This is a genomic window from Streptomyces sp. NPDC091271, assembly GCF_044757505.1.
GTDB lineage: Bacteria > Actinomycetota > Actinomycetes > Streptomycetales > Streptomycetaceae > Streptomyces.
Map to the genome: position 1 here is coordinate 979,819 of NZ_JBIVVD010000002.1, position 14,050 is coordinate 993,868.

General features: G+C 70.4%; 11 protein-coding genes. 3 read left to right on the plus strand and 8 right to left on the minus strand.

Features of this window, described 5'->3' with window-relative positions:
• Positions 1-28: 28 nt before the first annotated feature.
• Positions 29-1,240 (minus strand): FAD-dependent monooxygenase, encoded by a 1,212-nt coding sequence (locus ACIQM3_RS11540; RefSeq protein ID WP_401622188.1) that lies wholly within the window; start codon positions 1,238-1,240, stop codon positions 29-31.
• Positions 1,241-1,322: 82 nt separating this feature from the next.
• Here ACIQM3_RS11540 and ACIQM3_RS11545 point away from each other — a divergent pair, with 82 nt between their 5' ends.
• Positions 1,323-1,961 (plus strand): TetR/AcrR family transcriptional regulator, encoded by a 639-nt coding sequence (locus tag ACIQM3_RS11545; RefSeq protein ID WP_401622191.1) that lies wholly within the window; start codon positions 1,323-1,325, stop codon positions 1,959-1,961.
• Between the two features lie 63 nt (positions 1,962-2,024).
• Here ACIQM3_RS11545 and ACIQM3_RS11550 read toward each other — a convergent pair whose 3' ends face one another.
• The 7 genes from ACIQM3_RS11550 to ACIQM3_RS11580 form a co-directional block, all read right to left on the minus strand.
• Positions 2,025-2,591 carry a hypothetical protein gene (locus ACIQM3_RS11550; RefSeq protein ID WP_401622194.1) on the minus strand — a complete coding sequence of 189 codons (567 nt, stop codon included), beginning with the start codon at positions 2,589-2,591 and terminating at the stop codon, positions 2,025-2,027.
• Between the two features lie 76 nt (positions 2,592-2,667).
• Positions 2,668-3,387, minus strand: coding sequence for a uracil-DNA glycosylase (locus ACIQM3_RS11555; protein ID WP_401622197.1), 720 nt, complete (start codon positions 3,385-3,387; stop codon positions 2,668-2,670).
• Positions 3,388-3,486: 99 nt separating this feature from the next.
• Positions 3,487-5,067, minus strand: a complete 1,581-nt coding sequence (locus ACIQM3_RS11560) for an ABC transporter substrate-binding protein (RefSeq protein ID WP_401622200.1) — start codon at positions 5,065-5,067, stop codon at positions 3,487-3,489.
• Between the two features lie 119 nt (positions 5,068-5,186).
• Positions 5,187-5,942, minus strand: coding sequence for an SDR family oxidoreductase (locus ACIQM3_RS11565; RefSeq protein ID WP_104790556.1), 756 nt, complete (start codon positions 5,940-5,942; stop codon positions 5,187-5,189).
• Positions 5,943-5,964: 22 nt separating this feature from the next.
• A complete protein-coding gene (gene fabG / locus ACIQM3_RS11570; protein ID WP_398970281.1) occupies positions 5,965-6,726 on the minus strand; it encodes a 3-oxoacyl-ACP reductase FabG in 762 nt (253 codons plus the stop codon).
• Positions 6,727-6,928: 202 nt separating this feature from the next.
• Complete coding sequence (locus ACIQM3_RS11575) at positions 6,929-7,312, minus strand: DUF3037 domain-containing protein (protein WP_401622204.1); 384 nt, start codon at positions 7,310-7,312, stop codon at positions 6,929-6,931.
• Positions 7,309-8,190 carry a HipA family kinase gene (locus tag ACIQM3_RS11580; protein ID WP_401622207.1) on the minus strand — a complete coding sequence of 294 codons (882 nt, stop codon included), beginning with the start codon at positions 8,188-8,190 and terminating at the stop codon, positions 7,309-7,311. Before ACIQM3_RS11580 ends, ACIQM3_RS11575 begins: the two co-directional genes overlap by 4 nt.
• Before the next feature lie 425 nt (positions 8,191-8,615).
• Here ACIQM3_RS11580 and ACIQM3_RS11585 point away from each other — a divergent pair, with 425 nt between their 5' ends.
• A complete protein-coding gene (locus ACIQM3_RS11585; RefSeq protein ID WP_401622209.1) occupies positions 8,616-11,192 on the plus strand; it encodes a S8 family serine peptidase in 2,577 nt (858 codons plus the stop codon).
• A complete protein-coding gene (locus tag ACIQM3_RS11590; RefSeq protein ID WP_401622212.1) occupies positions 11,189-14,050 on the plus strand; it encodes a VCBS repeat-containing protein in 2,862 nt (953 codons plus the stop codon). Before ACIQM3_RS11585 ends, ACIQM3_RS11590 begins: the two co-directional genes overlap by 4 nt.

The window sequence follows — 14,050 nt, forward strand, 5'->3', positions numbered from 1 at the left end:
TCTCCCTGTCGCCTTTACCAGGGCCTTGTCACGGTCGCGTCGTCTGTCCTTCCCTGGTCCCGGCAGCATACGTGCGCTGCGGGGGCTGCCAGTCGCAGATCCCGTCGAACGTACGCAGGACGAGCCCCGGACCCAGACGGGAGACGGCGGACATCAGTCCGTTCCGGAGGGCGACGGCCGGCACACTGTGCAGTCCCGTCATCCGGGAGACCTGCGCCGCCTTGCGGACCATGGCGGTCGTACGGGGGTGCCTGGCCGCGCTGTAGGCGGCCACGCCCGCTCCCAGGTCACCGTCCGGTGTGACGTGGTGGGCGAGCACGACGGCGTCCTCGATGGCCTGGTTACCGCCCTGGCCGAGGAAGGGCACCATGGCGTGCGCCGAGTCGCCTACGAGGACGGTGCGCCCCCGGTGGAACGACGGCAGCGGATCGGCCAGCTGGTACACGTCGTGGCGCAGGACCTGGCCTGGCTCGACGGCGTCGATGATCGCGGGAATCGGGTCGTGCCAGTCGCCGTAGCGGCGCAGCAGTTCGGCCTTCTCGTCGTCGGCGGCCCGGGCTCCGGCGGGGACGGCTGCCGCGGCGTAGGCGTAGATCCCGCCGTCCTTCAGCGGGTGGCTGCCCCAGAGCGCGGCGCGGCCCCACGTCTCGTGCGAGCTGAAGGTGCGGCCCAGCCCGGGGGCGAGGACGCGCCAGGTGGTGAAGCCGCTGTACGAGGGGCCGGGGTGGCCCGGGAACAGCTCGGTGCGCACGGCCGAGCCGATGCCGTCGGCACCGACCACCAGATCGGCCTCGATGTCACCGGCGGCCGTCCTGACGAGGGCCGGGCTTCCGCCCGCGCGGCCCGGATCCACGAGTCGCGCCGGTGTCCCGGTGCGCACGGCGTCCTCGGGGAGCCGTGCGCGCAGCAGGTCGACGAGCGCCGAGCGGTGCAGCAGGACGAGCGGCCCGCCGAACCGTTCCGCCGCGGCGGCGCTGTCCGTGCGGGCCAGCCAGCGTCCGGACGGCGTGCGCATGCCGCCGTCCCCCTGCCAGGCCGCGAGGGACCTGACCTCGTCCCCGAGTCCGATGACGTCGAGGGCGCGCTGGGAGTTGGGGGCGAGGCTGATGCCCGCGCCGACGGGTTCCAGTGAGGCGGCACGCTCGAGCACGGTGACCTGCCACCCACTCCGGTGCAGCGCCGCCGCGGCGGTGAGTCCGCCGATTCCGCTGCCGATGACCACCGCACGGGACGTCGTCATGACTGACTCCTCCTCGGGACTACATCTGTAGTAGGTGAGCTCCACCGTACTACAGGTGTAGTGGTGGCGGTAGATTGGTTCCATGCCCACACGCTCCACGCCCCCGGTGGCCGCCCCCGCCGACGCCGCCCGGCCGTCCGCGCCCTCCCGCACCGAACTGATCGCCGACACCGCTCTCACCCTTCTCGCCGAGCGCGGGATGAGGGGACTCACCCATCGGGCGGTGGACGAGCGGGCCGGGCTTCCCCAGGGGTCGACGTCCAACCACGCCCGCACCCGGCAGGCCCTGCTTGAAGCCGCCGTCCGCCGCCTGGCCGAGCTGGAGGCGCGGGTGCTCGCGCCGGGGGAGCTGCTCACGAGCGGTGATCCGGCCGGAGCCGCCGCCGGGCTGGCACACGCGCTGCACCGCTATCTGACCGGCTCCACCGAGCTCCTCGTCTGCCGCTACGAACTCGCCCTTGAGGCCACCCGGCGCCCGGACCTCAGAGCGTTCTACGACGACGCGGGCCGGCGGTTCCGCGAACCGCTGGTGGCCCTCATGACCGCGGCGGGATCCACCGAACCCGAGCGCCACGCGCTGTCCGTCGTGGCCTGGGCGGAGGGAATGATGTTCGCGTGCGCCGTGGGTTCCTACCACCGGGCCGTGCCGACGGAGGAGGAGCTGCGCAGGGGCTGCGCCGAACTGTTGCGGGGGATGCTCGGCACCGGGGCCGCCGGTTGAGCGATGGCACGACCGGCGCCTGACCGGCCCGGAGCGGGGCCGCCGGGGGTGGGCCGGCCCGCGTCACTCCCCCGCCGCGTTGCCCCGCATGCGCTGCTCCATCCGCCCGATGGCGGCGCGGATCCCTCCGCCGTATCCGTCGTCCTCCAGCACTCCCACGGCGTCCCAGGCGCGGTCCAGATGGACCCGGGCGGATTCGAAGCGCTGGAGCTTCAGGTAGTCCGCCGCCAGATTGAGATGCAGGGAGGGGACGAGGGCCCGGACGGCGGTCACCTCCCGGCGCTCACCGCCCGGCTCCGGGTTCGTGCCGGGGTCCGGGTCCGTGCCGGTGTCGGTGTCCGGGGCCGGGGCCGCGCTCGGGCCCGGGGCCGTGACCGCCGCCCCGGTCAGGCCTTCCGCGGCTGTCAGCGCCCGGAGGTCCCAGGCGAGCTCGTCCCCGGGATCGTCCTGGGTGTCGGCCATGTAGTGGGCGAGGGTGCAGCGGTGCAGGGCGGCACCGCGCTCGCCGATCTCCGACCAGAGAATCCCGAACCGGTTGCGGGCCTCCTCCCTGTCCCCCGCGTGGAGCAGCATGATCGCCTGGCCGATCCTGGTCATGACGGCGTCCCCCGGCACTTCCCGCTGCTCCACTACAGAGGTCTCCCCTGATCACCGCCCGGCCTGTTCCGGTGGCTCAGACGCTAGCGGCAGCCACGGGCAATCACGCTCAGGCGCGGGCCCCGGCGGCCGGCCGGGTCGCCCCGAGGCCCAGGTCCGGGATCCGCCAGTCGACGGGCTCGTGGCCCTGCGCGGCCACGGCCTCGTTGATCTGCGTGAAGGGGCGGGAGCCGAACCACTTCTTGGCGGAGAGCGGCGAGGGATGCGCGCCCTTGACCACCACATGACGGTCCTGGTCGATCAGCGGGATCTTCTTCTGGGCGTAGTTGCCCCAGAGGACGAAGACGGCCGGGTCCGGCCGCTCGGCCACGGCGCGGATCACCGCGTCGGTGACCTTCTCCCAGCCCTTGGCCTTGTGCGAATTGGCCTCGCCGCCGCGGACCGTCAGCACCGCGTTGAGCAGCAGGACGCCCTGCTCGGCCCACGGCATCAGATATCCGTTGTCCGGGACCGGCAGGCCGAGCTCGTCGTTCATCTCCTTGTAGATGTTGCGCAGCGAGGGGGGCGTCTTCACGCCCGGCCGGACCGAGAAGCAGAGGCCGTGCCCCTGCCCCTCGCCGTGGTAGGGGTCCTGACCGAGGACGAGCACCTTCACCCGGTCGTACGGCGTGGCCTCCAGCGCGGCGAAGACCTGTTCGCGCGGCGGATACACCGGTCCCCTGGCCCGCTCCTCCTCGACGAAGTCCATGAGCTCCTTGAAGTAGGGCTTCTGCAGCTCTTCGCCGAGGACGCCGCGCCAGGACTCGGGCAGCAGGTCGGTGTCGGTCACGTCCACAACCTCCGGTAAGCAATCGGTTCTTGACCACAGAACCTACCGGGGCCCACTGACAACCGGCCCGCCGAGCCCGCCGAGCCCGCCGTCACCCTCCTACCAGCTGGCCTTGCGGTACAGCTCCCACATCTGCATGACCGTCTGCGGGTCGAGCGCGCGCTCGCCGCCGCCGATGTCCTCACCCGCGGCCACGTAGAGCTTGCCCTGCCACAGGGGCAGCAGCCGCACATCCTTCACGAGGATCTCCTGGGCCCGCTTGAACTGGTCGGAGACCGCCCCGCGGTCGCTCTCCTTGCGGGAGGAGGGCAGCAGGTCCTGGGTGATCTCGTCCGTCAGATACGGGGTTCCGGTGACGCTGTCCTCGCCGACGAAGGGAGCCACGAAGTTGTCCGGGTCCGGGAAGTCGGGGAACCAGCCACGGCCGAAGACCGGGTAGTCACCCTTGGTGAAGCCTTCCTGGAAGGACTTCCACGGCGCGCTCTTCAGCGTGATCCGGAACAGGCCGGACGCCTCGAGCTGGCGCTTCAGCTCGGCGAACTCGGGAGCGGTGGAGGAACCGTAGCGGTCCGTGGTGTACCAGAAGGTCATCTCGACCGGCTCGGTGATACCGGCCTGGGAGAGTATCGCCCTGGCCTCGGCGACATCCGGGTCGCCGAAGGAGTCGAAGAAGCTGGTGGCGTGACCGGCGATGCCCTTCGGAACCATGGAGTAGAGCGGTTCGGCGGTGCCGCGGTAGACCTTGGCGACGAGGGCGTCGCGGTCCACGATCTGGGCGATGGCCCTCCGGACGGGGAGCTTCCCCGCCGCCGGGTCCTTGGGGTTGAAGACGAGGAAGCGGATGTCGGCGCCGACCGACTCCACGATCTGCAGGCCGTCGTTGTCCTTCTTGTTGTCCTCGAGACCGATGACCTCCTCGGCGGTGAGGCCGCGGTAGGTGGCGTCGATCTCCTTCTTCTTCAGCGCCTTCACCATGGGGGTGGAGTCGGTGAAGTAGTGGATCGTGACAGCGTCGTTCTTCCGGTCGGCGAACCCCTTGTAGCTGGGGTTCTTGGTCAGCTCGGCCTTCTTGCCCGGCTCGTACGAATCCATGACGTACGGCCCCGAACCCGTGACCTTGCCGTCGTCGCGGATGCTGTCCTCGGGGTACTCACCGGGGGCGACGATCGACATGGCCGGTGTGGCCAGGATGAACGGGAAGGTCGCGTCCGCCCTGCTGAGGTGGAAGATGACCGTGTCGTCCCCCTTGGTCTCGACCCGGTCGAGGGACCCGAGGAGGCCGGCCGGGCCGCCCTTGACCTTGATCTTCGTGATCCGGTCGATGGAGTACTTCACGGCCTCGGCGTCGATCTTCTCCCCGTTGGAGAATTTCAGGTCCGAACGCAGGGTGCACCGGTAGGCCATGCTCGTGGAGTCGGTGAAGCGGCACTCCTTCGCCGCGTCCGGCTCGGGGCTGGTGCTGCCGGTCGGGAAGCTCACCAGGGTCTGGAAGACGTTCCTCATCAGCTCCCAGGAGCCGTCCCACGCCGCCGCGGGATCAAGGGTCGAGGGCGAGCTCGTCGTTCCGACGGATATCCGCTGGTCCGCTTCCGAACCGCTGTCGGACAGCAGACCGCAGCCGGCCAGCACAGAAAGGGAAGCAAGGGCTGCAGCGGCCTGCAGACTGGCCCGGTAGAACACGTGCACGCTCCTCGATCAGCCTTGGGGTCGGCAGACCATACCGCAGCGCCCCACCGGAACAATCCGCTGGCCCGGCGGGGCACTTGAGTCAATCAGGGCCAAACCGGCGCAGGCCTCTCTCAGGCCACGCCCGCATTCAGGAAAATACCGCCGTCGACCACGAGAGTCTGTCCCGTGACCCAGGCGGACTGCTCGGACGTGAGGAACGCCGCCGCCCCGCCGATGTCCTGCGGGACACCGAGCCGGCCCAGCGGGTAGGCCGCCGCGGCCTCGGCCTCACGGCCCTCGTACAGCGCCTCCGCGAACTTGGTCTTCACCACGGCGGGGGCGATCGCGTTGACCCGCACGACCGGCGCGAACTCGTGCGCCAGCTGGAGGGTCAGGTTGACCATCGCGGCCTTGCTCATGCCGTAGGCGCCGATGAACGGGGACGCGGAGACACCGGCGACCGAGGCGATGTTGACGATCGCCCCGCCGTTCTCCCGCTGCCACGCCTTCCAGGTCTGCTGGGCGAACCCGAGCGCCGAGATCACATTGGTCTCGTAGACCTTGCGGGCGACGTTGAGATCGAGCTCGGCCATCGGCCCGAAGACGGGGTTCGTACCGGCGTTGTTGACCAGGTAGTCGACCCGGCCGAACGCCTCCATGGCACGCTCGACGGCTGCGGCCTGGTGTGCCTCGTCGTGCGCCTTGCCCGCGATGCCGACCGCCCGGTCGGCGCCGAGCTTCTCCACCGCCTCCTTCAGGGCGTCCTCGCCACGGCCCGTGATGACGACCCGGTCGCCCCGGGCGACGAGAGCCTCCGCGATGCCGTAGCCGATGCCCCGGCTCGCGCCCGTGATGAGCGCGACCTTGCCACTGTCCTGCACAGTCATGTTGTCCGTTGCCCTTCCGGGGTCAGTTGAGCGGTCCACCGGCGACGTACATGACCTGCCCGGACACGAAGCCCGCGTCCTCGCCGGTGAAGAAGGCGATCGCGTTGGCGATGTCCTCGGGGCGTCCCACGCGCTGCACCGGGATCTGCGTCGCGGCGGCGGCCTGGAACTCCTCGAAGCCCATGCCGACCCGCGCGGCCGTCTGGGCGGTCATCTCGGTGACGATGAAGCCGGGGGCGACGGCGTTGGCGGTCACGCCGAACTTACCGAGCTCCTTGGCGAGCGTCTTGGTGAAGCCCTGGAGGCCGGCCTTGACCGCGGAGTAGTTGGCCTGACCCCGGTTGCCCAGCGCCGAGGAGGAGGAGAGCGAGACGATGCGGCCGAACTTGGCCTCCACCATGTGCGACTGGACGGCCTTGGCCATCAGGAACGCGCCCTTGAGGTGGACGTTCATCACGAGGTCCCAGTCGGACTCGCTCATCTTGAAGAGCAGATTGTCGCGGAGCACGCCCGCGTTGTTGACGAGGATCGTCGGGGCGCCCAGCTCGGCGGCGACGCGCGCGACGGCGGCTTCCACCTGCGCGCTGTCCGACACATCGCAGCCGACGGCGAGGGCCTTGCCCCCGGCGGCGGTGATCTTCTCGACCGTGTCCTTGCACGCCGCCTCGTCGAGGTCGAGTACGGCGACGGCGCGGCCCTCGGCCGCCAGGCGTACGGCGGTGGCGGCGCCGATGCCCCGTGCCGCTCCCGTCACGATGGCGACGCGCTGCTCGGTGGTGGACATGCTTGGTTCTCCTCGCCCTTGGATCGCGGCTCAGCGGACGTCAGGAAGTTCCCGATAACTGAGCAACCGCTTAGTACCTTCAGCAGACGAGACGCTAGAAGCCCCGGCACCCGGTGTCAACGGCACACGGGGGCCCGGGCGCATGTCACACCGGGCGGTGCCGCCACCCGGTGACTCCCGGGCGGCGGCACCGCCCCCGGAATCAGCGCACCAGCAGGTCGAGCAGCCGCTCGACCTCGGCGGCCGGGTCCGCGGTCAGACCGCTGTGTACGACGCCCGGCTGGACGACCGTGGAGCGGGGCGCGATCAGCCAGCGGAAGCGCCGCCCCGGATCGTCACCGGCCGCCTGGCCGGCGGCCTCGCCGCCGCCGCACACCCCTTCGACCGCCCGCAGCGCGGCCCGTACACCGAGTACGTCGGCACGCGGGTCCAGCGCCTTGAGCTTGCGCTCGTCCAGGTGCGTCCGCGCGGCGACGAACGACTTGGCCCGGCAGTAGACCAGCACGCCCGCGTTGAAGCACTCACCGCGCTCCACGCGCGGCACCACGCGCAGGACCGCGTACTCGAAGACATCGCGCTCGCTCATCGGCCGCCGTCCTTGCTGTTCCCGGCGCCCGCCTGCGCGTCCCGGTCCTTCTTGGTGGGATGGGGCCAGGGGGTCACGTGTTCGGTGAGCCATCCGGGGGCCTGGCTGGGCCGGGTCTTCGTGGGCCCCTCCATGAGGATGCGCTCGTGGATGCTTCCGGCGCGTGCCAGCAGCGGCTCCACGTACGCCCGGCGCAGCTGGTCCGTGGTCTCGAAGCCCGGTTCACCCGCCAGCCACTCGTCCGGCACCTCGGCCGCGACCTCGGTGAGGAGTTCCTCCGTGACCAGCGGGGCGAGTTCGGCGGCCGCGGCCGCGATGTCCGGGCCGAAGGGCGCGAGGACGTGGTCGGAGGCGTTGTACGGCTTGGCCGCGGAGGCCTGCGCGCCCGGCCAGTTGTGGTGCCAGATCATGGTGGCCCCGTGGTCGATCAGCCACGGCTCCCCGTGCCATACGAGCATGTTGGGGTTCCGCCACGACCGGTCCACGTTGTTGATCAGCGCGTCGAACCAGACGACCTTCCCGGCCTCCGCCGCGCCCACCTCGTACGCGAGCGGGTCGAATCCGAGTGAGCCGGGCAGAAAATCCATCCCGAGGTTCAGCCCGGCGCTGGCCTTGAGGAGCTCCTGCACCTCCTGGTCCGGCTCGGCGAGGCCGATCACCGGGTCGAGCTGGATGGTCACCAGCTCCGGCACCCGCAGCCCCAGCCGCCTGCCGAGCTCTCCGCAGATGACCTCCGCGACCAGGGTCTTGCGGCCCTGGCCGGCCCCGGTGAACTTCATCACGTACGTGCCCAGGTCGTCGGCCTCGACGATCCCGGGGAGCGAGCCACCCTCTCGCAGGGGAGTGACATAGCGGGTCGCTACGACTTCTTCCAACACTTTCCCAGGCCACCCATCTCATCAGCCTCACAATTCACGGACGACCTCTCCGGGGCGTAGAGGCAGGAATCACCGGTCGACGGCGCTGGGGAGAAGGGGGGAGTTTCGGCTGGGAGCCGGCTTCCCCGCTCCCCGAGCAGACCGTCGATGGTGCCGCGCCCTCCGCTGCCGGCTTCCGGCATGAAGTGAGCATAGTAACCGAGGGTGATCGTCGGCGAGGAGCGCGTGGTCAGCAGCAGGGCAAACCGGATCACACCCTCGCCTCGCGGAGTACGAGTCGATTGGTCCGGTGGAGCCCCCAGGGCATGCCTGTCCAGTAATGCTCCAGTAACGGCCTCCTCCTAGCGTCGCGGAAAAGTCCTCCCCTGCCCCTGTCCGGGGCGGTGGGGAAGGCGACTCCGTACCAGCCGTGGAGGAGCACTCCCATGTACCTGCCCCGATCCTCGTGGCGCACAACTGCCACGTGGGCGGCGGCGGCCGCGATCACCGCGGCTGTCCTCACCGGGCCTGCCCCCGCCTTCGCGCAGCCGAACAGCACTGACAGGGCCCGCCCCGGCAGCGCTTCCGGCAACGTCCAGGTCGACTCCGCCGTTCTCGACACCGTCAGGAAAGGCAAGGAGTCGACCTTCTTCGTCACGCTGAAAAGGCAGGCGGATCTCTCCGCCACGCGTGAGAAGCGCACCCACGAGGACAAGGCGAAGTCCGCCTTCGCCTCGCTGCGCAAGGAGGCGGCCCGCAGCCAGGCGTCGATCCGGTCCTACCTGGACAAGGCCGAGGTCGGATATGAGCCGTACTGGATCGCCAACACCCTCAAGGTGACCGGTGACGAGCAGTTGGTCGCCGGGCTCGCCGCACGCGCCGATGTCGAGAGCATCCGCCAGGAGCGCACCTACAAGCTCGACGAGGTGGAGCAGACGGCCGTCGCCGGCCCGTCGCCCGACACCACCGCCGACCCCGAATGGGGCATCAAGGACGTCAAGGCCGATCAGGTCTGGTCCCAGTACGACGACCGCGGCGAGAGCATCGTCATCGCGAACGTCGACTCGGGTGTGCAGTTCGACCACCCGGCGCTGGTGGGCAACTACCGCGGCAATCTGGGCGACGGCACCTACAGCCACGACTACAACTGGTTCGACCCCACGGGCGAGTGCGGCGGCGCCTCCGGGACCCCTTGCGACAACAACGGTCACGGCACCCACACCATGGGCACCATGGTCGGCGCCGACGGTGTCGGCGTCGCCCCCGGTGCGAAGTGGATCGCCGCCAAGGGCTGCGAGTCCAGCAGCTGTTCGGATTCCGCGTTGCTCGCATCCGGTCAGTGGATCCTGGCGCCCACCGACCACAGCGGTCTCAATCCGAGGCCCGAGCTGGCCCCGGACATCGTCAACAACTCCTGGGGCGGCGGTGACACGACCTTCTACCAGGACATCGTCGAGGCGTGGAACGCGGCCGGGATCTTCGAGGCGTTCGCCGCGGGCAACGACGGCAACGGCACGACCTGCTCCACCGCGCACGCCCCGGGCTCGCAGGCCCCGTCGTACGGCGTCGGCGCGTACGACGTGAACGGGAAGATCGCGGACTTCTCCGGCTTCGGCCCCTCCCTGGTCGACGGCTCGGCCAAGCCGAACATCTCCGCACCGGGCGTCAACATCCGGTCCACGTGGCCGGGCAGCACCTACAAGGCCATCAACGGTACGTCGATGGCGACCCCGCACGTCGCGGGCGCCGTCGCCCTGCTGTGGTCCGCCGCCCCCTCCCTGATCGGCAAGATCGACGAGACCCGGGCCATCCTGAACGACGGCGCGATCGATGTCGACGACACCCACTGCGGTGGTTCGGCCGACATGAACAACGTGTGGGGCGAGGGCAAGCTCGACATCCTCGCCTCGGTCGACGCGGCCCCGCGCAGCGCGGCCACGGTGACCGGCACCGTCACGGAGAAGGCCGACGGCAAGCCACTCTCCGGCATGACGGTCAAGGCCCAGGCGGGCGCGGCCAAGCGCTCGGTGACAACGGCCGCCGACGGCACGTACAAACTGAACCTGAACGCGGACACGTACACGGTCGAGGTCAGTGGTTACGGCTACGCGACCACCACCCAACAGGCCTTCACCGTCGCCACCGGCGAGCACGTCACCAAGAACGTCGCGCTCGACGCGGTCCCGGCCCACGCGGTCTCCGGCACTGTCCTCGATGTCACCGGCAAGCCCCTGCCGGGCGCCGCGGTGCGCCTCGTGGACGCGCCGCTCGACGCCGTCACCAGCGATTCGAAGGGGATCTTCCGCTTCCCGTCGGTCGCCGAGGGCTCCTTCTCCCTGACTGCCACGCCCACCGCTCCCGTCCTGTGCAACGGCGTCTTCAAGAGCGCGGTCACGGTCGACGGGGACGAGACGGTGACGGCCGCGCTGCCGAATCGTGCCGACGCCTCGGGCCACAGTTGCGCCCCCTCCTCGTACAAGTGGGTCAAGGGCACCACCAAGCTCGCGCTGGCCGGTGACGAGAACGCCAAGGCCGTCAAGCTGCCCTTCGCGGTCGCGCTCTACGGGGTCCCCTACACCACCGCGAACGTCACCACCAATGGCCTGGTGAACTTCCAGGAGCCGCGTCTCGGTGACTACGACAACACCGCGCTCCCCTCCGCCGGCAAGCCCAACGGCATCATCGCCGCGCTATGGGACGACCTCACGATCGACTCCAAGGCGAGTGTGAAGACAGCGACCACCGGCGCCACGGGGCACCGCACCTTCGCGATCGTCTGGGAGAACGCGGCCTTCGTCTCCGCCCCGTCGAGCCGGGTGACCTTCGAGGTGCTCTTCGACGAGGCGACCGGCGCCATCACGCTCCAGTACCAGGGCGTCGGCGCCTCCTCCCCCGAGACGGGCGCCACGGCGACGATCGGCATCGAGAACCAGGCCGGCACGGAAGCCCTTCAGTACTCCTTCAACGAGGCGGTCCTCACCGACCTGTCCGCCATCCGCATCACCACGAAGGCGACGTCATGACCCCCAACTCCCGGCGAGCGCTCCAGCTCGCCTCCGCGCTGGTCGCGGCCGGCCTCACGCTCGGCGCACTGCCGGGCGCGGCCCAGGCCGACTCCGACGCCACCCCTCGCAAGCTGACCGCCGCGCAGGTGCAGACCCTGCAGGACCGGATCCAGGCCGATCCGTACGCGACGGCCGACACCGAGGTCAAGAGCACCGGGGTCACGGCGGAAGCCACGGACGGACAGGCCACCGCCGACGCCGCCACGACGGGCACCCTCTCGGCCAAGGCCGCGACCAGTCTGGAGACCGCGCGCGGCATGGCGGCCACCACCGAACTGGCGGGCACCAAGGGCGGCTACGCCGTGCTGCACAGCCTCGGCAATGTGGCCGCCTTCGCCGCGGACGGCACACAGATGTGGAGGCGCGACAACGCGTCGCTGTACACGGACTGGCAGGTCAAGCCGGTCCGCGCGTACCAGGTGGAGCCGGGCCCGGCCCGGATCACGATGGGCTTCAACGCGGTCAGCCCGTTCACCGACAGCTCCGAGCACGGTTACGCGACGGGCGATCTGACCGGTGACGGTGTCGCCGACGTGGCGTTCACCGCCGAGGTCGGCGTCAGGCCGTCCCGCGCCTTCACCTCGCCCGGCTCCACCCTCAGCACCGGCACCTTCGTCACCGTCCTCGACGGGAAGACCGGCAAGACGCTGTGGAGCAAGCTCTACGCGGACGCCCAGCAGGTGTCGATCATCGACGGCACCCTGATCGTCGCCGACCAGCCGGTCGGCAACCGCACGTCTCCCGCCGGTGCCGCCGCCCTCCAGGCCATCCGGTTCTCGTCCGGGGACGGCAAGCTCACCCCGAGCGGCACCTGGACGTACGACACCGGGGCGCCCGCAGGCACCTGGGGCGCGGTCGAACAGCTCGGCGGCGGGCTGTTCGCGGTCTCCTGGAACAAGCGGAAGACGGCCACCACCGCGGCGTCCAGCCGGACCCTCGTCCTCGACTCGAAGGACGGCCGGGTCGTCTGGCAGACCGACAGCTCGCTCTACTCGCGCCAGCTGCGGTACGACGCCTCCCGCGAGCGCGTACTCGCGCTGGAGGAGGCGGACTACACGGACGGGCTGACGTACGAACTCGCCGTGTACGACGTGCGCGACGGCAGCCGCACCACGCTCGACACCCGGGTCAACGCCCTGGCGCTCGGCATCGAGGTCGGCGATCTGCGCGGGGACCGCAAGCCGGAGTACGCGGTCAGCGAGGACACCCTCGACGAGAACCTGTGGGTCAACGCCACCACCGTGCGCGCGCTGGACGGCGGCGACGGCTCGACCGAGCTGTGGTCGCACACGGTCAAGCGTGAGGAGGGCAACTCCAAGGACGGCCCCTCCGCCTTCGGGCTGAAGATCGTGGACGGCCGGGTGCTCGCCAACTTCCTCGTGACCGAGGGCAAGGAGACCGCTTCCAACGCCGGGGGCTCCCGCTTCGGCCGGCTCACCGCGCTCGCCGGCAGCGACGGGGAGGTCCGCTGGGACCACTCCGGTGCGGTGGCCTCTCCCGTCTACACGCAGCCGTTCAAGAAGGACGGCGCCTGGTACGCCCGCACCGTCGACCTCGACCAGAACATCCGTTCGTACCGGGTGGGCGGCGGCAAGCAGTCCGCCCTCACCCCGGTCCAGGGCGACCTGTCCTTCGCGCAGGCCGTCGACGTCAACGGCGACGGCATCAAGGACGTCGTGGCGGGCGGGGAGTCCCACGGCATCTGGGCCTACGACGGCCCGTCCATGGTGGCAGGCAAGCCGAAGCTGCTGTGGCAGCGGACCATGCCCGGCCGGGTGTACGGGATCGAGCTCGCCGACACCACGGGCGACAGGAAGCCCGAGATCCTGGTCGCGGCGGAGACCGAAGCGGTCGTGCTCGCCGCGCGTGACGGCCGCACGCTGGCAGGCATCGACGGTGGCGGGACGTTCGTGCGCAGCGTCACCGGCGCCGACGTGAACAACGACGGCCGGGCCGAGGTGTTGGTCCCGACCGACAAGGTCCGCGCCTACAGCGGCACCGGACGCAGGCTGTGGGAGTACGCCCCCGAGGGCGCCCCGGTGACCTTCTCGGACCTGGCGGTCGCGGACGGCAAGGTCTTCGGGACGTACAACACCGCGGGCACACTGAGCGCCGCCGACATCGTCACCAACGGCGTGGCGCTGGACGCGGCGAGGGGCACGGTGGCCTGGACCGCCGACCCGAAGTTCGCGGGCAGCGACCCCACGATCTACGGTGCGCAGCTGGAGAACAGCGTCTTCGCCTCCTCCGAGATCCCGTACGCGGACGGTCACGCCATGGTGATGACCTGGACCGTGGAGAACGCGATCGGCCCGACGACGCTGGTGGAGATCCGCGACGGTCGCACCGGCGAGGTCCTCCACTCGACGGAGGCCGGCGGCTTCAACACCCTGGGCCACTACTTCACCGGTGACGAAGGGCTGCTCCTGGTCGGCACGGCCTCCTTCCGGACCTACGCGGCGGGCGGCGCGGACTACCGGATCTTCACGCTGCCGGAGACCCACAGCGGGGCCTTCGCGACCGGCCCCGGCGGCCGGCGGCTGCTGATCGGCGGCCATGCGAGCGGCTTCTACGTCTACGACCCGGCGATCCTCACCGCGGCCGCCAATTACCCGAATCCGCTGGCCAAGGTGGACGCCTACGCGACCCGCGACGTCATCGCGGCCGACCTCGACGGTGACGGTGTCGACGAGGTCATCGGCCTCACGCTGGATGTGGTCGGCCACGACCAGACACTCGAGCTCTCCGGTGCCCGCTACCGGGTGGAGGACATCGGCCTCCACGGTCTGGTCGTCGCGAAGCTCACCAGCTCCTGA

What these genes read in the sequence shown, in the direction of transcription:
- ACIQM3_RS11540 (WP_401622188.1), bottom strand. Translation starts at nt 1,240, where the DNA reads ATGACGACGTCCCGTGCGGTGGTCATCGGCAGCGGAATCGGCGGACTC.
- ACIQM3_RS11545 (WP_401622191.1), top strand. Translation starts at nt 1,323, where the DNA reads ATGCCCACACGCTCCACGCCCCCGGTGGCCGCCCCCGCCGACGCCGCC.
- ACIQM3_RS11565 (WP_104790556.1), bottom strand. Translation starts at nt 5,942, where the DNA reads ATGACTGTGCAGGACAGTGGCAAGGTCGCGCTCATCACGGGCGCGAGC.
- fabG (WP_398970281.1), bottom strand. Translation starts at nt 6,726, where the DNA reads ATGTCCACCACCGAGCAGCGCGTCGCCATCGTGACGGGAGCGGCACGG.
- ACIQM3_RS11575 (WP_401622204.1), bottom strand. Translation starts at nt 7,312, where the DNA reads ATGAGCGAGCGCGATGTCTTCGAGTACGCGGTCCTGCGCGTGGTGCCG.
- ACIQM3_RS11585 (WP_401622209.1), top strand. Translation starts at nt 8,616, where the DNA reads ATGTACCTGCCCCGATCCTCGTGGCGCACAACTGCCACGTGGGCGGCG.
- ACIQM3_RS11590 (WP_401622212.1), top strand. Translation starts at nt 11,189, where the DNA reads ATGACCCCCAACTCCCGGCGAGCGCTCCAGCTCGCCTCCGCGCTGGTC.